18 protein-coding genes are annotated in these 17,896 nt (G+C 35.7%); 15 read left to right on the top strand and 3 right to left on the bottom strand.

All coding sequences use genetic code 11. The features are described from left to right. Positions 1-594: 594 nt before the first annotated feature. On the top strand, positions 595-2,136 hold the full coding sequence (gene guaA / locus C8E03_RS08835; protein ID WP_094378068.1) for a glutamine-hydrolyzing GMP synthase: 1,542 nt from the start codon (positions 595-597) through the stop codon (positions 2,134-2,136). Positions 2,137-2,250: 114 nt separating this feature from the next. Here guaA and C8E03_RS08830 read toward each other — a convergent pair whose 3' ends face one another. The 3 genes from C8E03_RS08830 to C8E03_RS08820 form a co-directional block, all read right to left on the bottom strand. Next, entirely contained in the window at positions 2,251-3,324 is a 1,074-nt protein-coding gene (locus tag C8E03_RS08830) for an EcsC family protein (RefSeq protein WP_110290848.1), read from the bottom strand. Positions 3,325-3,393: 69 nt separating this feature from the next. Continuing rightward, the gene (locus tag C8E03_RS08825; protein ID WP_146212314.1) at positions 3,394-4,344 is read right to left on the bottom strand and encodes an ion channel; all 951 of its coding nucleotides are present in this window, start codon (positions 4,342-4,344) and stop codon (positions 3,394-3,396) included. 415 nt (positions 4,345-4,759) lie between these two features. Further along, the gene (locus C8E03_RS08820; protein WP_110290846.1) at positions 4,760-5,317 is read right to left on the bottom strand and encodes a helix-turn-helix domain-containing protein; all 558 of its coding nucleotides are present in this window, start codon (positions 5,315-5,317) and stop codon (positions 4,760-4,762) included. A gap of 506 nt (positions 5,318-5,823) precedes the next feature. Here C8E03_RS08820 and C8E03_RS08815 point away from each other — a divergent pair. The 14 genes from C8E03_RS08815 (at position 5,824) to C8E03_RS08755 (ending at position 17,881) form a co-directional block, all read left to right on the top strand. After that, on the top strand, positions 5,824-6,009 hold the full coding sequence (locus C8E03_RS08815; RefSeq protein ID WP_110290845.1) for a MerR family transcriptional regulator: 186 nt from the start codon (positions 5,824-5,826) through the stop codon (positions 6,007-6,009). Between the two features lie 15 nt (positions 6,010-6,024). Then, complete coding sequence (locus C8E03_RS08810) at positions 6,025-7,119, top strand: site-specific integrase (RefSeq protein ID WP_110290844.1); 1,095 nt, start codon at positions 6,025-6,027, stop codon at positions 7,117-7,119. Further along, complete coding sequence (locus C8E03_RS08805; protein ID WP_110290843.1) at positions 7,119-7,520, top strand: plasmid mobilization protein; 402 nt, start codon at positions 7,119-7,121, stop codon at positions 7,518-7,520. The genes C8E03_RS08810 and C8E03_RS08805 overlap by 1 nt, the downstream gene beginning before the upstream one ends. After that, positions 7,483-8,481 (top strand): AAA family ATPase, encoded by a 999-nt coding sequence (locus tag C8E03_RS08800; protein ID WP_330410743.1) that lies wholly within the window; start codon positions 7,483-7,485, stop codon positions 8,479-8,481. The genes C8E03_RS08805 and C8E03_RS08800 overlap by 38 nt, the downstream gene beginning before the upstream one ends. Positions 8,482-8,623: 142 nt before the next feature. Then, positions 8,624-9,004 (top strand): TnpV protein, encoded by a 381-nt coding sequence (locus C8E03_RS08795; protein WP_110290842.1) that lies wholly within the window; start codon positions 8,624-8,626, stop codon positions 9,002-9,004. 33 nt (positions 9,005-9,037) lie between these two features. Next, positions 9,038-9,967: a ParM/StbA family protein gene (locus C8E03_RS08790; RefSeq protein WP_110290841.1), complete on the top strand. Its 930-nt coding sequence runs from the start codon at positions 9,038-9,040 to the stop codon at positions 9,965-9,967. 17 nt (positions 9,968-9,984) lie between these two features. After that, the gene (locus C8E03_RS08785; protein ID WP_110290840.1) at positions 9,985-10,464 is read left to right on the top strand and encodes a hypothetical protein; all 480 of its coding nucleotides are present in this window, start codon (positions 9,985-9,987) and stop codon (positions 10,462-10,464) included. 411 nt (positions 10,465-10,875) lie between these two features. Continuing rightward, on the top strand, positions 10,876-11,235 hold the full coding sequence (locus C8E03_RS08780; RefSeq protein WP_110290839.1) for a MobC family plasmid mobilization relaxosome protein: 360 nt from the start codon (positions 10,876-10,878) through the stop codon (positions 11,233-11,235). Beyond that, on the top strand, positions 11,217-13,127 hold the full coding sequence (locus C8E03_RS08775; RefSeq protein ID WP_110290838.1) for a relaxase/mobilization nuclease domain-containing protein: 1,911 nt from the start codon (positions 11,217-11,219) through the stop codon (positions 13,125-13,127). Before C8E03_RS08780 ends, C8E03_RS08775 begins: the two co-directional genes overlap by 19 nt. A gap of 330 nt (positions 13,128-13,457) precedes the next feature. Beyond that, positions 13,458-13,601: a hypothetical protein gene (locus tag C8E03_RS21950; RefSeq protein WP_170122954.1), complete on the top strand. Its 144-nt coding sequence runs from the start codon at positions 13,458-13,460 to the stop codon at positions 13,599-13,601. A gap of 69 nt (positions 13,602-13,670) precedes the next feature. Beyond that, the gene (locus tag C8E03_RS08770) at positions 13,671-14,273 is read left to right on the top strand and encodes a restriction endonuclease subunit S domain-containing protein (protein ID WP_110290837.1); all 603 of its coding nucleotides are present in this window, start codon (positions 13,671-13,673) and stop codon (positions 14,271-14,273) included. After that, positions 14,260-15,789, top strand: coding sequence for a type I restriction-modification system subunit M (locus C8E03_RS08765; RefSeq protein WP_110290836.1), 1,530 nt, complete (start codon positions 14,260-14,262; stop codon positions 15,787-15,789). The genes C8E03_RS08770 and C8E03_RS08765 overlap by 14 nt, the downstream gene beginning before the upstream one ends. Then, the gene (gene dinD / locus C8E03_RS08760) at positions 15,786-16,640 is read left to right on the top strand and encodes a DNA damage-inducible protein D (protein ID WP_110290835.1); all 855 of its coding nucleotides are present in this window, start codon (positions 15,786-15,788) and stop codon (positions 16,638-16,640) included. Before C8E03_RS08765 ends, dinD begins: the two co-directional genes overlap by 4 nt. Further along, positions 16,637-17,881 carry a restriction endonuclease subunit S gene (locus tag C8E03_RS08755; protein ID WP_110290834.1) on the top strand — a complete coding sequence of 415 codons (1,245 nt, stop codon included), beginning with the start codon at positions 16,637-16,639 and terminating at the stop codon, positions 17,879-17,881. The genes dinD and C8E03_RS08755 overlap by 4 nt, the downstream gene beginning before the upstream one ends. Positions 17,882-17,896 lie beyond the last annotated feature (15 nt).

Genomic DNA, 17,896 nt, shown 5'->3' with positions numbered 1-17,896 from the left:
AGCAGTATTTATTATTGATACAGGTGAGGCAGTATGTGAGAAAAGGCTAGCTTATAAACAGATGCTTCAAAATTTTACAGATGCAATTATTTCTGTGCATTATAGCACCGTGTGAAGAGGCAAGCAATGAGCTTGCAAATGCCGCCTTTATCTGCATGGAGGCGTGAAGTAATACAATTGCCAGTTGATGTGCAGGATTAATGCAATTGTTGTTTATAATTGAAGAAGAAAGCTTTTAAATAACTATTTTTATAAGAATTATGTGAATGGAAAGGAATCTCTTAGAGGAGCTGATTCATATGGGATAGTGCCGTAGTGTGTTTATCATTACTGCATTATCCCTTTTGTTTACTTCTAAATGTTTATAGTTTATTTCTTTTTCAGTAGTAATATTGGTAATACATTTGTGTAATGCAACATTTCAAGCATAATTGTACTTAAGATTTATTATTATTTATGCATTTTACAGCTTGTAAATAAGGCTTCCTTATCATATAATGTTAGGAAATGGTTTATGAGCCAAATGATTAATAATTAGGATTGAGGGCAGGATGAGCTTTGCTTGACCCAATTTTTATGTAGGAGGAACCACTCGTGGAAAGAGAAATGGTATTAGTGCTGGACTTTGGCGGACAGTATAATCAACTCATAGCAAGACGTGTAAGAGAGTGTAACGTGTACTGTGAAATTCATTCTTACAATATAAGCTTAGAAAAAATTAAGGAAATGAACCCGAAAGGCATTATATTTACCGGAGGACCAAACAGTGTATATGGTGAGGATTCACCTAGATGCGGTAAGGAGATTTTTGAACTTGGAATTCCGATTCTTGGAATCTGCTATGGATCACAGCTTATGTCTTATGTACTTGGAGGCAGCGTAAAAACAGCGCCGGTTAGTGAGTATGGGAAAACAGAGGTATTGGTTAATAAGAATTCACTTATGTTTGGAGATGTGTCTGAGAAAACAATCTGTTGGATGAGCCATACTGATTATATTGAAAAAGCACCAGAAGGTTTTCAGGTAACAGCGAGCACTCCGGTTTGCCCGGTTGCTGCAATGGAATCGCCTGAAAAAAAGCTTTATGCTACTCAGTTTCATCCGGAAGTAATGCACACACAAGAAGGAACCAAAATGCTAAGAAACTTCTTATTTAAGTTATGTGAATGTAGTGGTGACTGGAAGATGGACTCCTTTGTTGATCATGCAATTGAAGCAATTCGTAAAAAGGTTGGAGACGGCAAGGTATTATGTGCTTTATCTGGTGGAGTAGATTCTTCAGTTGCAGCAGTTATGCTTGCTAAGGCGGTTGGAAAACAGCTTACCTGTGTATTTGTTGACCACGGTCTTCTTCGTAAAAATGAGGGGGATGAGGTAGAGGCAGTATTTGGGCCGGAAGGGCCTTATGACCTTAACTTTATCCGTGTAAATGCGCAGGATCGATTCTTTGCAAAATTAGCTGGAGTGGAAGAACCTGAAGCGAAGAGAAAAATTATAGGTGAGGAATTCATCCGTGTATTCGAAGATGAGGCAAAGAAGATTGGAACTGTTGACTTTTTAGTTCAGGGTACAATTTATCCTGACGTGATAGAAAGTGGATTAGGAAAATCTGCAGTCATTAAGAGTCATCATAATGTAGGCGGACTTCCTGACTATGTTGATTTCAAGGAAATTATAGAGCCACTTCGTGATTTATTTAAGGATGAAGTGAGAAAAGCAGGCTTAGAACTTGGCATACCAGAGTATCTGGTTTACAGACAGCCTTTTCCAGGTCCGGGGCTTGGCATTCGTATTATCGGAGATGTTACACCTGAAAAGGTGCATATGGTTCAAGAAGCAGATGCCATTTACCGTGAGGAAATAGCAAAAGCTGGTGTGGACAAGGGTCTTGGTCAGTACTTTGCTGCTTTAACGAATATGCGAAGCGTAGGTGTTATGGGTGATGAAAGAACCTATGATTATGCCATTGCCCTAAGAGCGGTCACAACTTCTGACTTTATGACAGCGGAAGCTGCGGAGCTTCCTTGGGAAGTGCTGGGGAAAGTGACAAGCAGGATTGTGAATGAGGTAAAAGGGGTTAACCGTGTGCTGTATGATTGTACGGGAAAACCACCGGCTACGATTGAGTTTGAATAGAGAACAAAGCCCCAAGAATGGCGTATTTACGCGGTTCTCGGGGCTTTTCTATGGGGTGTGATACCTTTTTGATACCTAGATTATTGATCGGTAATTGTATATTACGCCTGAATATTAGTTAATAGATCCAGTTACATCAATAATTATATTATCATCTGAATATGATGAACGTGAATCTGTTAATTGATTGATTTTGATATTTTTTTCTAGAAGATATCGTTTGTTATAAAACACGTCTGCATATTCTAGAATTACATTCATTTGTGCAGTATCAAAAAAAGCTCCAATGATACCACCGATAGCAGGAATAGATTTACCCACTGCTTTTTTTGTGAGTTTTTTACCGATTTGTTCAAAGATTCCTTTAAATAGACTTTCTTCTAAGCCTTTTTGTCCGGTTTTTTCTAATGCCTTTTGTGCAGCTTTATTTGCTAGTGCTCGCATTTGAGTAATTAAAAGACTTAATCCTCCACGTGCAGCCATATCTGACCATGATTTTTTTGCGGTTTGCTTAATTGCAGTTAATTCGGTCATAAGCATAATCTTTCCTATGATATCAGTTATTTCATTAGAACCTTTGCTTTTGGGACTAAGTGCGTTCATAAAAACATCACTTGCAATTATAAGTTCGGCAGAATCATTTTTGACGTCATATCCATAGTACATAGCAATTGATTGAACAGCACGATAATAAATAAAAGTGCTCAAAACAAGATTAAATGGAAGTCCGACAAATCCAAAGGCTCCAGTTACACCACCTTCAATGAGTGCTAACCCCAAATCTTTAGTTTTATATTTAGAGACTAATTTTGATATATCGTAAGAGCGAGCTAGGCAAACTTCATTTATATTAGTAATGTTATTGTCCGGAGTTACGTTGTTTATTTTATTGACAATATACGATTCACTGATAGATGTTTTTGCTGCGGTTTTTTGAACAACATCAAATCCTTCAGCAACAATTTTCATTGCTTGGGTGAAAAGTTGTTGTTCTGTTATGCTATTTTTGACGTTATTTCCAACTTCCTTTACTTTGTCAGGAATTAATTCGTTAACTTTAGTTCCTAGTTTGTGAATTTTTGAGGGAGCGATTATTTTATTATATCGTTCAGTTAATTCGGATAATGCTTGGTTTTCTTTTTTATCAATGATTGGTTGCGGTATTGCGTATAGTTCATCGTGCTTCATAGAATATCTCCTTGTTCAGTATTTTAATTGTTATATCTGTTAAAGGGTTTGTTATTTTCGCGCGTCTCATTATTTTGTGTATTTTCGAAACAAAGTACCTGTGAAGAGAGTCATTAGTATTGCGCCTAATAGTAATTCTAATGACATTGCGATTTGACTAAATTGTGTTGAAGGAGATGCGCTTCCTTGACCGACAGAAATCATGGTAAAGAAACTATAGTAAAGGCTCTGAAAATAGTCCGTGAAAAGAGTAATGAACGAATCCATATGTCCTGTAATACAGTATTTTATTTCTGAAGAATTGGTAGTGGGAGAAAATCCTGTAAATAAATATACAAAGCTAAAAATAAATATCAGTATTCCCATACTTACTAAAGCTCTAAAAGGCTTTTCTCCATATCCAATAATAAATTCAGAAATAAATCCAGTAAACCGTGACCATTTTGTTAAACTACGTGTTTCAGCTTTTTTTCTTTGATAATAGAAGTTTGCGTAATTATTATGCTCTTCTCGTATATGGTTGGTTGTCCAAATTTGTTCGATAGCAAATAGTGTATCAGCTACTTCTTTATGCTTAACAGACATCCATATTTTGTATTTTGACCATTCCTCAAGCGTTATGTTAGTTTTATCATAATATGAAAAAGCGGTAACAGCACATTTTGCGTCAACATGAAATTGTTCAACAGGTCCAATAAATGAGATATCAAAAGATTTTGATGGGGAATAAAAACTTGTATTATTTAAAGTAGTTATTCCTGAGAAAACAACTTTATTAAAACTGGTTCTGTGAAATAAGGAATTACATAAACTTGTATTAATAAAATTAATATGATCTAGATTTCCCACACTAAAAAAAGTGTTATTGATCGTACAATTTTCAAAGGTTACATTAAAAAAATCACAAGAACTGAATCCTTGAATATAGTTTGGAGCAAATCCTGCAAAATCTTTTTTGAAAATTATGTTTTTAAAACAGCAATTTCTAAAAGAACAATTATGAAAACAAATTTGTTCCAATTGGAATGAATCAAAAAGAATATTATTAAATTCTATGCCTTCATAATATGTGTGAGGAGCTATTTTTACAATTCGTATGGGAGGCTCTTTTGGAAAAAACCTCTCTGAATTGCTGAATTTGTAATTAAATTGTTTGCTCGAAAACATTTGAAAATATTGATATGGTTTTTTAACGTATTTAAATAAATCTTTATGGTAAAACTCGTAATGTTCTGAATGAAATTTATATTCAGTATTGTAACAAATTTGTGTGTAGTCCTTATTTCCTTTAAACTGTTCATAGAAGTAACCCTTTGGTTCTTCTTTTCTATGAAGATATTTAAATTGTAGATATAGAATCCATACTTTTAGGATGTAAGTAAATTCGTGAAAAAATATTTTTATTCTTAGTAGGGGTCTGTTTTGAGAGGAAGTTTTACTCATTTCTCCATCCCTTCTTTGCTTCAAACTTCCCACAATCATCACAAGTATCTGGCCAGTTCAGTTTCCATTCCAAATACTCATTTTCTGTAATCCCTTTCTTCGCCAGCTCCTGCTTTCGAATCATCCATTCCCTCATGAATTCATCAACCAATCCATATTTAAACCACATACCGACTGGCGGTTCGTCTGGCCAGTAATCATCATTGTCATCATATTGGGCTACCGCCTTTGTGGTGACTTTTTCTTTTTTATTACTACGGATAAGAGAGAAAAGATTGATTGCTCCACGGTTGTCTTCATCTAGCCAGAAGAAAGTTTGCATAATATCTTCTGCACTTCCTGGGACTTCACTGACAAAGTTTAAAGGGTTAATATCCATAGCTTTTGCCATATCTATAAGCATATCTTTTTGAGGAAACCTGTAATCACACTCATATTGCGCAATGCGATTTGCAGCACCTTTTTCTTCTAAACCAACGGCAACTCCAAGTTCCTGCTGGGTCATTTTTCTGAGTTTTCGTACAAATTTTATTTTTTTACCAATTGTCATAGACTGCCTCCTTTACTGGAAATTAAATAATAATAAAACCTTATAGGACTTATTATATCTGATAAATGAGATACAGTAAATAAAAACTTTCGCATTTAAGCGAAAACAATATTGACATTCGCAATTTGGCGAACTATAATAGGTATCACAACAGGACATTCGCAATATAGCGAATGCTAAAACAAATGAATGAGCGGTACCATATGTTAACAGACTTATGCCAAGACCTTCCGGTAAGGAAGCGAGCGAAGAAAGACACTCCCAGAATTGGCGGGAATACCTCACGCAAGAGCGGGCCCGGGTTATTGAAAACAGAGGTTGGTTGAAACACCAACAACATATGGATACACAGAACGCCAACGATTTTCCTAATAAGAAAACCGTAGTTATAACGTGAGTTATAGCACTTGATCTAGCTGCAATAGTCCAAACAATAGTTGAGCGGCCGGGGTGGTTCCCCAGGTCCTTAGTTAGATTTTAAATTTTTTAGAAGAGGAGGTGGACAGATGGAGGGAACGATTTTCATTACAGCAGCGGAGATGGCTGAAATGCTTGGCATTTCAAAACCATATGCATACAAGATTATCAGACAGATGAATGATGAACTTGTTGCAAAAGGTTATTTAGCCATTCCTGGCAAAGTAGCAAAGAAGTATTTTGAAGAGAAGTTTTACGGAGTGATATCAGCGTAACGAAAGGAGATATTAATGGCAGCATATAAAGATGAGGAGCGAGGCACATGGTATGTCTCGTTCCATTACAATGACTGGACTGGTAAGAATAAGCGTAAATTAAAGCGTGGTTTTAAAACCAGAAGAGAAGCATTAGAGTGGGAACAGCATTTTCGTATGAAGGAAGAATCCAATTTAGATATGACTTTTGAAGATTTTGTAGAAGCCTATACGAGAGACATGAAGCCCAAATTGAAAGAGAACACATGGAATACAAAAGAAGCTGTTGTGAACAGCAAATTACTTCCCTATTTTAAGGATAAGAAAATGAAGGATATCAAACCTACAGATATTATTCAATGGCAGAATCAGATGATTAAGCTTAAAAATCCACAAGGGAATTTATTTAAGCCTACTTATCTGAAAACAATTCAATCGGAGTTGAGTGCATTGTTTAACCATGCAGTAAGATTTTATGAATTGAAAGAAAATCCAGTGGTTAAGGCTGGTCCATTGGGAAAGGGAACCGCGGATGAAATGCTCTTTTGGATAAAGGAAGAGTATTTGCAGTTTATTGAGCAGGTGAAGGATAAACCTATTTCGTATTATGCATTTCAGATTCTATATTGGTGTGGGCTTCGAATGGGTGAACTATTAGCATTGACTCCTGCAGATATTGATATTGCGAAGAATGTGATTCATATTACAAAATCTTACCAGCGAATTAAGGGTAAGGATGTAATTACAGATCCAAAGACTCCAAAGAGTAAACGTGATGTAGTTATTCCTGATTTTTTACGTGATGAATTGCAAGATTATATGAGTCGGTTATATGGGATTACCAAGAAAGACAGGCTGTTCCATATTACAAAAACATATTTGCATCATGAGATGGATCGAGGGGCTAAGAAAGCAAGTGTCCAGAGAATTAGAATCCATGACCTGCGTCATTCCCACGTTTCTTTATTAATAAACATGGGGTTTACAGCAGTAGCAATTGGCTCCAGAGTTGGTCATGAAAGTTCGGATATAACTTTCCGCTATGCGCATATGTTTCCAAGTGAGCAGAAGCAGATGGCAACTATGCTAAATGATGCATTTGTGATTACAGATAAGGAAGGTGATGAGTAATGCCGGGAGTTCATAAAAATCCAACTATTAGTTTTCGTATTTCAGATTATGAAAGACAAGAAATTGAAGCAAAGATTAAGGCAAGTGGAATGATGAAGAAAGATTATTTTATTCGTTCATGTATTTATAACCATGTGTGTGTTGTTGGCAAGAAAGAGACAGTGTATGTACTGGTAAAGGAATTACAGAAAATGCAACAAAATCTTTATCAGTTGCATGAACAGATTTTATCGGAGAATATTCCGATGACCAGTTCAGAAATACAGGAATTACAGCTGGACTACGAATATATGCTAAAAGCAATTCTGTGGATGTTAGAAGGTGCACGATATTTGTGGGAAGGAAAAAATACAGCAGGGAAGGATGGTGATAATTGTGGAGGAAGCGAAAGTCGAACTTAAGATGATTAATATGGCGGACGTCCAGGCGAGTTCAATTGATTGGCTTTGGTACCCTTTTATACCATATGGGAAGCTTACCATCATTCAGGGAGATCCTGGTGATGGTAAAAGTACCTTGGTATTGAATATTGCCGCAAGGCTGTCAAAGGGGGAAGGTCTTGATGCTGAAATGAAGCCTACGGAGCCAATGAATGTGATTTATCAAACGGCTGAGGATGGTCTGGCTGATACAGTGAAGCCGAGACTGGAACTTGCAGGAGCTGATTGTAGTCGGATTTCCATAATAGATGAAAGTGAGAAATCAGTTTCTATGGTGGATGAGCGATTAGAAGAAGCGATAATGAAGCAACAAGCAAAACTGCTTATCCTAGATCCAATTCAGGCATATCTTGGTGGCGGCACCGATATGAATCGTGCCAATGAAGCCAGAGATATGACCAAAAAGCTTGGAGCATTGGCAGAGAAGACGGGATGTGCCATTGTTCTTATTGGTCATATGAATAAAGGTGGTGGAGCGAAAGCTGCATATCGTGGAATGGGTTCCATAGACTTCTTTGCAGTTGCAAGAAGCGTGATTCTGGTTGGCCGAATTGAAGGGCAGGAACAGATGAGGGCTGTTATACAGATTAAGAATAATTTAGCTGCATTTGGACATGGCAAAGCTTTTGCACTAGAGGAAGATGGATTTTGTTGGCTTGGTGATTATGATATTACAGCGGATGAAGTTCTTGGTGGTATTGTACCAAAAGCAAATAAAATGGAGCAGGCAAAGCAGCTACTTAAGGACTTGTGTGCAGACAAGACTATGATGCAGAGTAGTGAAGTTATGGAGCTTGCTTTGGGAGAAGGAATTTCTAAGAGAACTTTGGAAAGTGCTAAGAAGGAATTAGGAATCAAAGCAAAGCGAGTTAACAATACCTGGTATTGGGAGTTAAAGCAAAATGATTCTGATGAATCTTGATTTTAAGACCGCAACATTGCAAAGTATCAGATTTTACGGTCTTAAATTTGCGGTGTAAAAACATGATTGCAAGGTTGCAAACACCATAGGATTTGCGGTGTTGCGGTCTTGCAGATTGAATAAAAGAAAGGAAGTATGTGTCATGAAGGAAGAAACGTTATTTGAGAAGCTAGGTGTAGAGTATCAGGAGATTGATGGTATTTTTTATCCGATTTTATCTGTAACAAAAGAGGATAGCCAATGTCGTAATATTGGAAAATATGGTCATATGTGGATTGAACATATTAAGATTATTTACCCACAGAGATATCGCAGTCTGGTGCGATTTGGAGAATTAAAGGAGCGTGCTGAAATGGTCAATGAAACAGCATATGAGCTGTTAGAAGACATTGAAGTCAGATGGTTAGATAAGCACAGACCAAAGAATGCTAATTCCTTTGTGGAACAACTACACCTTCGCAATCAGGCAAGAATGATGGCAGAAGAAGTTGTGCTTCATGACGTAGTTAGGCAGTTTCACTAAAATAAACAACCATAAGAAAGAGAGGACATTTTTATGAATCAATATAGAGTAGATGGGAGCCTGATTATCGCTGTAGATCACGGTTTCGGAAATATGAAAACAGCAAATATAGTATTTAGTAATGGAATGGCGGTATATGACACAGAACCTATTATGAGCAGAGATTATTTGTTTTTTGAAGGAAAGTATTATGTGCTGAATCAGGGGCATAAACCTTATGCTTCTGAAAAAATAAATGACGATGATTTTTATATTCTTACCATTGCAGCAATTGCAAAGGAACTTCGATTAAGAGGAATAACACGAGAGCAGGTTCACCTTGCGGTAGGATTACCACTAAAATGGCGGGATGTACAGCAGGAGGAGTTCAAGAAGTACCTGCTACGAAATGACCATGTGGAATTTTCCTATTGTGGAAATAATTACATCGTTGATATTACCGGGTGCAGTGTGATGCCACAATGTTATGCTGCTGTAGCAGAAAAACTAGGTTCTTTTCAAGGTCTTAATATGTTAGCGGACATTGGAAATGGGACCATGAATGTAATGTATCTTCAAGATGGAAGAACCATTGAGAAAAAAATGTGGACGGAAATCCTTGGAGTAAAACAATGCGCGCTGTTAATTCACGATGCAGTGTTAAATAAGTTTCAGGTAGAACTGGATGAAAATCTGCTGAATTCCTATCTTATGAAGGGAAAAGCCGATGTGGATGAAGAATACCTGAAGTTTATGGAAGAAACAGCAAAGACCTATGTTCAAAATATTTTCTTGAAATTAAAAGAGCTCGGTTATAATTCCAAACTGATGAAATTGCATTTTATGGGTGGTGGAGCAAAACTGGTTGAGCTTTTTGGAGATTATGAACCTGTGAGAGTAGCATTTAACCATGATATCTGTGCCAATGCTAAAGGGTTCGAGTATTTCTGCTATTTGGCAATGCGCAAACGTAGACGAGCTTAAGAAAGGAGTCTAGGCAAATGAAGAATACAGAGCAGAAAACAGTTCGCTTCTATGTCAATAATCCAAAGCATAAAGAAGCATGGGAGTATCTGCACCAGCTGGATAAAGATATTTGTTCATCACATCAGGAATTCATCATAGAAGCAATTAACAGCTATTATCATAAGATTGCAGATTTGAAGGATGATCCTTATCTAGAGACGCGAGAGCGTGAGGAAGAATTTATCAAGCGAATTACACATGGCGTGATGGAGCAACTGACAGCAGACCTTCCCAAGGTAGTTGGGGGATTTTTAATTGGTCTGTTAGCAGGAGAGAAAGAAGGCGTGTCATTCATTGGCAGGTCTTTGGCTGAAAAATATACCAGTGGCGCTGTTGAGGAGGGTTTCGTTGCTACTTCAAATACTACGAAAGCACAGGAAGTTGCAATCAAAGCTGATATCAGCGAAGCAGAACTAGTGGACAATGAGTACCTGGATTTGGACAATATTTTCTAAAAGACATCAGAAATGAAATCATTTTTGCAGAGATGACATCAAGACATAGCCAGGCGGACATCAAAATTTGTGGTTGAGAAGATTGGTGTCAGATGTCTTCCTTTTGCAATCAAAATGGGATAAAAGAATTCATTACTGATATCTTATGCTTTTAGTGAATATCATAAGGGGATTTATATTGTATATTATATTGCCCACAACAGTGGGCTAATTATTGGGTGCAGGTGCTCCTGCCAAGACGTCCGCTGTTGCGGATGGGAAAAAGTGCTACTTTTCCCGTATCTTGCAGACCCTGTGAACTCTACTAATAGAATTATCCAGGCATTAGTTAGGAAGGAAAGGAGATTAAAACAATGAGACAGATAAGAGAAATTTGTATCAAAACACAAAAGAAGATTGGGGGATTTTTATATGACAAATGGAAAACGAAAATACCTATCCTGTAAGAAGGATTATCACGTTTCTATAAAATTATCCGAGGGAGACTTTTTGAAACTGGAATCAGATGCGAAATCAGCAGGCATGGACAGAAGTAAATACCTGCGAGCCTTGATTCAAAATTCAAAAGGAGTTGATCCAACATTACCAGAGGATAGAGCAATGCTAATTAGGAAAGTTTCTGGAGTATCGAATAATGTGAATCAGATGACACATCTAGCAAATGCGCAGGGGCAGATATATTTTTCTGCTATTGAAGAAGTACGTCAGGAAGTTGTAAAGCTTCAGGACATTTTAAAGGAGGTACTCGAGGGATGGCAATATCGAAAATAATGCACATGAATTCAGAGAAAAACCGTAATCCTGCACAACATCTTCAAAATGCATTGGAGTATATACAGAATCCAGATAAGACTGAGAAATTACTTTTTGTGGGCAGTGTTAACTGCCCGCCAAAAACAGCTTTTGAACAGATGATGAATACAAAGAAGATGTTTCAAAAAACAGATAAAAGGCAGGGATATCATATTGTACTGGCCTTAAAACCAGGAGAGGGTACACCAGAAATCGCCTATGATATGGCAAAGAGATTTACAGAAGAATTTCTTGGAGATAGGTATGAGGCAGTATATGCCGTTCATGTTGATAAAGATCATATTCATAGTCATATAGTTTGGAATAGTGTGAGCTTTATTGATGGTAAAAAGTATGATTACAAGAAAGGGGATTGGAAACATGTAATTCAGCCAATTACCAACAAACTATGCAGGGAATATGGGTTATCTGTTATCGAAGCAGAGTATGTGAAAAATTCGCAAAATCTTTCCAGAAAAGAATGGCAGTTTGAACAGACATTTAAAGAAATGATTTATCGTGACGCAATGTTTTGTGCTTCCTATGCTGGGAGTATGGAGCATTTTTTGTTTTTAATGCAGCGATTGGGATATGAATTCAAACCGAAAGAATATCTTACAGTGAAGATGCCGAGGCGAAAACTATATCATCGGTTGGATAAAATGGATGAATATTTTGCAGAGGGCAGGTTTAAATATTGCTTTGAATACTCCAGTATGCATATTCCGCATTTTTATTCCACAGATCCTACATGGAAAAAACGGAGTAATATGTCGCCCTATCAAAAGAAATTTTATGGGAAACTGTATCGACTACGAATGATTGAGCAGAAGCGTTTTTATGTGGCGTCAGCCAAGTATGCGAAAGATTTGATGTTATTTCATAAGTTGCAGGAAGAGTACCTGTTTCTTGCAAATAATAATATCCGTACCATTGAGGAATTGCTTGAAATCAGAGAAAGTAAGCAGAATCGCATTGATGAAATAACAAAGATTCAGGACACAATTTATAAGCAAAATTCAAGTAAGAAAAGAGCTTGTAAAACGGATGGAGACTGGAGAGTATATCAGAAATGGCACATTGATGAATATAATAAACTGGATAAATTGAAGGTTGAGAAGAAAGAAGCAAAGGGTATGGTCGCGATGGCAGAACATTGTCTTGCTGAAAAGTTAGATACTGCTATTGATCTTATACTTGAGGATGAAGAAATTGATTCTACGAATAAAGTGAAAATTCCTGAATTTGTTGCGGAAAAGGTAGTGGAAGCAGATGTTATGGTAATGGATTCTTATTTGGAATCAAATCAGTTATTTGAGAAGAAGCCAGTGGAAATGGATCCATTATTTTGTGAGCAAATTCAACAAAGTGTAGAAGAAGAACCGGTAGTTTATACAGAGCCACTTCCTGATAGTTTTAATGATTATTCTCTTTTATCTGTAGAAGAAAAGGTGAAACTTTACCAGATGACTGGTAAGGAAGATACCTATTTAATGGTGGAAGTATATTTTAAGCGTATTGGTCATCCGATTTATTGTGGAGAAGTCTATGATGAAGCGAAAGAACTAGAAATTGCTTATAAATCCAGTTTGGTAGATGAGCAGGCTGAAATCATTGCTGTGCAAATGTTGGTGGATGGAATTAGTCCTGAATCATATTCTCTTTTATCTGTGGCTTCTAAGACAAAGTATTTTGAATTTGATATGACAGATAATAATTACAATTTGAATTTGTACAAAGAGGTTATGAGGAAGATGAATCAAAAGATGTCCAGTTCTGAATTGTTTGAGGGATATCAGGAGATTTATGAGGCGAAGATGATGAGAAGGGCAGGTGGAATGCAGGAGAAGAAGTGGGATAGAAGTAGGTAAAACAGTTCAAGGCATGTTATTATGAAAATTATTTTTATATAGCATGCCTATATATTTCAAGAATAAAAATTGTCACAAAACAAACATAACAGAAAAGATATTGACAAGATGATGATGAAATGATATAATGTAAATAAGCTTGAAAAGGCCTATTTTTTTGAATGCTTGCCGTCATATTTGGCACATAACAAAAAAAGAACTACGAAGCGGCAACTTCATAGTTCAAATAATCTGTGAATCGATATGGAACCATCCACGAATTCTTAGTAGATTTATTATAGCATAATCGGTCCATAGATTTCAATCATTATAAAAAGAAAGGAGAAATCTATGGCAAAAAAAGAAAAAACCATTAAGGTTGATAATGCAGAAGTTATTGAGTATATTTACACACCATATATAACTAGAAATGGTGTCCGAATATATGCGAAACAATATGGTAAAAAAGTATTCAAAATACCAAAAAGTAAGTAAAGGATAGTATATGAGAAAACGTCTGGATGGTTCCGTTTTCTCTAAATACCAAGAATGGGAGGAAATAGATTGAGATTAGATGAATTAGTGTCAGTCAAAACTGGATTAGTTCTTGCAAGAAAGCAAGCGAAACACCCTTCTGATGAAATAGCAAAGTACAGGCAGTTGAATCTGAAAGCAATTGATTCTAAAGGATATATTGATGAGAATAACTTAGAAGAATTTTGCGCAAATGAAAGATTAAAAGCTGAATATCTAACCCAACCTGGAGATGTTATTGTCAGGCTAACAACACCATACACTGCGGTACTGATTGATGAAGATTTTGCTGGTATGGTCATACCGTCTCACTTTGTTGTAATAAGGACAAGAGGTAAAAAAATATTACCAGAGTATTTGTATTGGTTGCTAAATACTGAAAAAGTAAAGGCATCAATTTTGCAAAATGTTAGCAGTATAATGATAGGAACAGTAAAGCCATCGTCTTATGCAGAAATGGAAATTGAATTATTAACATTAGATGAACAACGAAAAATTTCAGAATTGAATTTGCTAGCAAAAAAAGAAATTCACCTGCTAGACCGTTTAATAGGACAGAAAGAGTTGTATTATAAAGAGGCGATTGATAAAGCACAGAAGGAAATGAGGAGAAGAAAAAATGAAGACAACTAAAAGTGATATTGAAAGAGTATTATGGAAAGCTTGTGATAGCTTTAGAGGAAAAATAGATAGTTCAAGATATAAAGATTACATTTTATCAATGCTGTTTGTAAAATATTTAAGTGATGTATGTACTGAGACAAAAGAAAAGTACATGAAACAGTATGATGGTGATGAACGAAGAGTAGAGAGAGCGATGAGTAGAGAGTCATTCATACTTGATAATGACTCAACATTTGATTATCTATATGTAAATAGAGCAGATTCAGAAATTGGTCAGAAGATTAATATAGCACTTAATAATATTGAAGAACACAATAGTGGAAAGTTAAGAAACGTATTCCGCGCAATCGATTTTAATTCAACGGTAGATTTTGGAGAAAAGAAAGAGAAAAATGCTACTTTAAAAAATGTGTTAGAAGATTTTTCTTCGCTTGATTTAAGACCATCAGTATTGGAGAGTAATGATATTATTGGTGATGCATATGAATATATGATTGCAAATTTTGCTTCGGATGCAGGCAAAAAGGGCGGAGAATTTTTTACACCGAGTCAAGTATCTAAGTTGGTTGCAACTTTAGTAGACCCACAAGAAAATGATAGGATATATGATCCTACTTGTGGAAGTGGTGGCTTATTGTTAAAAGCATATAATCAAGCACACACCAATAAAGTTGCAATCTATGGGCAGGAAAAAAATATGCAGACGTGGGCGTTATGCAGCATGAATATGTTTTTGCATGGTATAGATGATGCAAAAATATGGCAAGGAGATACATTGGCGAATCCACAGAACATTGAAGACGACAAGCTGATGAAATTCCAGGTAGTAGTTGCAAATCCACCATTTAGTCTAGACAAATGGGATAGTGGATTTTTGCCAGATGCAGCAGATGATAAAAAGAAATCTAAGATGTCAGCTGATTTAGACATATATCATAGATTTGACTGGGGGGTTCCACCATCAAGTAAGGGCGATTATGCATTTGTACTTCATATGTTGAACAGCTTAGATGCTGATAATGGAAGAATGGGTGTGGTATTACCTCATGGAGTTTTATTTAGAGGTGCATCAGAAGGTAGAATAAGACAACAGATAATAGAATTTAATTTATTAGATGCAGTTATTGGTTTACCAGCAAACTTATTTTATGGAACATCAATTCCAGCATGTGTGTTACTTTTTAAGAAAAATCGTAAGCGTAGAGATGTGCTGTTTATAGATGCAAGCGGTGATGGTAATTTTGAAAAGGGAAAGAATCAAAGTATATTAAGAGATATAGATATTGAAAAAATAGTCTCAACTTATAAATCCTATGAAACAGTTGATAGATACTCCTATGTTGCTACTTTTGATGAAATTAAGGAAAATGATTTCAATTTAAATATCCCTCGTTACGTAGATACATTTGAAGAAGAGGAAATGGTAGACATTGAAGAAGTACGCTCTAACATTGCCAATATTGAAAAAGAATTAAAAGAAGTACAGGTGCAAATGGAAGAATATCTAAAGGAGTTGGGCTTATGAGTGATATTGTAAATTACAATGAACAAACATTTGAATCCATAAAACATATAAATGAAAATGGACAAGAATTTTGGTATGCAAGAGAATTGCAGATTGCTTTAGATTATTCTCAATGGAGAAGATTTAATGAAACAATTGAAAGAGCTAAAACTGCATGTAAAAAAAGTGGAAATGACATAGAAGAACATTTTGCCGAGGTCGGCAAAACGATAGAAATGCCCAAAAATGCACGCAAGGAAATTCAAGATTACGAATTATCAAGATATGCCTGTTATTTGATTGTAATGAATGGTGATTCAAGAAAAGAAGTCATTGCAGTAGGACAAACCTATTTTGCAGTTAAAACAAGACAGCAGGAATTGATTGAAAATTATGAAAGCTTAGATGAAGACCAGAAAAGGCTTGCTATCCGAAACGAAATGAAGATTCATAATAAATCTTTGGCAGATGCAGCAAAGAATGCAGGAATAGAGGATTCAAAAGATTATGCAATTTTTCAAAACAGAGGATATCAAGGACTTTATGGCGGATTAGGTGCAAAAGGTATTCATGAAAGAAAAGGATTGAAGAAAAGCCAGCAAATCTTAGACCATATGGGAAGTACAGAACTTGCGGCAAATCTATTCCGAGCAACGCAGACAGACGAGAAGCTACGAAGGGAAAATATTCAGGGTAAAAAAGAAGCTGGTGATGCACATTATGAAGTTGGCAAGAAAGTAAGGCAGACAATTGAAGAGCTTGGTGGAACAATGCCTGAAGATTTGCCAACTCCAAATAAAAGCATTAAACAGATTGAAAAGGAAGAAGCGAAAAGGATAGAACAGTCACAGAATGGTGGTGAAAGTAATTGAGAGAAGATATAAAAGAACGTATTGAGATGATAAAAAGAGGAGAAGTACCAGAGGGTTATATTGAAACCAAAGCAGGGATAGTTCCTATAACATGGGAAAAGCAGTATTTTAGGAATCTATTCAAAGAAAAAAAGAGAATGACAAATGAGCTAAATAAATATCCACTTTACAGTCTGACACTTGAAAAGGGTATTGTAGAAAAGAGTGATAGATATGATAGAGAGCATTTAGTAAAAAAAGATGAAGACGTATATAAAATTGTCGAAAAAAATGATTTTGCTTATAATCCGATGAATATAAGGTTTGGAGCAGTAGCACGAAATAAAACTGATAAAGCTGTATGTGTTTCTGGATATTATGATATTTTTGAAGTGGCAAATACTGAGGATATGAAATACATGGATGATTATTTGGTTAGTTATCCTATGATAAAGTATTTCAATAGAGTATGTACAGGATCACTTGACGAAAAAAAGAGAGTGCATTTTTCACAGTTTTTAGATTTCAACTTACCTATGCCTATGTTGAGTGAGAGAAAAGAAATATCACAAACTCTAAGTGCTTTTAATAGAAAAATTCAATTACAAGAAAGACTTATAGCAAATAAGAATGAGCAAAAGAAATATATAATGAAAAATTTGCTTTCAGGGAAAAAACGCTTACCAGAATTTAATTTAGAATGGAAAACAAAAAAAATGAGTTGTTTTTTCACTGAACGGTCCGAATCAAATGCAATAAATTGTGAACTTCTTTCAATTACTGGATCGGGAATCATCCCTCGTAGTGAAATTGAAGGTAAGGACAATTCTAGTGAGGATAAAAGTAAATATAAGAAAATATATGTTGGAGATATTGGTTATAATACAATGCGCATGTGGCAAGGAGTGTCTGCATATTCACAACATGAGGGAATTGTTAGTCCGGCATATACGATATTAAAGGCAAAAGATAATGCTGATGCAAAATTTTTCTCATATTTATTTAAGGTACCATCAATTATTTTTTTGTTCTATAGATATTCACAAGGATTGGTGGATGATACTAGAAATCTTAAATTCGAGAATTTTAGAAAGATTAAGATAAATGTTCCGTTGGATATAGAAGAACAAAAAGCGATTGCAAAAATTCTTTCCCAAGCAGATAAGGAAATAGAACTACTAGAACAACAATTAGAGATATTAAAACTTGAAAAAAAAGCAATGATGCAATTACTTTTATCAGGTATTGTTAGAGCAAATTAGAAAGGAGGCGAATGA

The sequence above is a fragment of the Lachnotalea glycerini genome, assembly GCF_003201285.1.
GTDB lineage: Bacteria > Bacillota > Clostridia > Lachnospirales > Lachnospiraceae > Lachnotalea > Lachnotalea glycerini.
The sequence above is the reverse complement of the archived record's forward strand: the minus strand, read 5'-3'. Positions and strand labels throughout refer to the sequence as shown.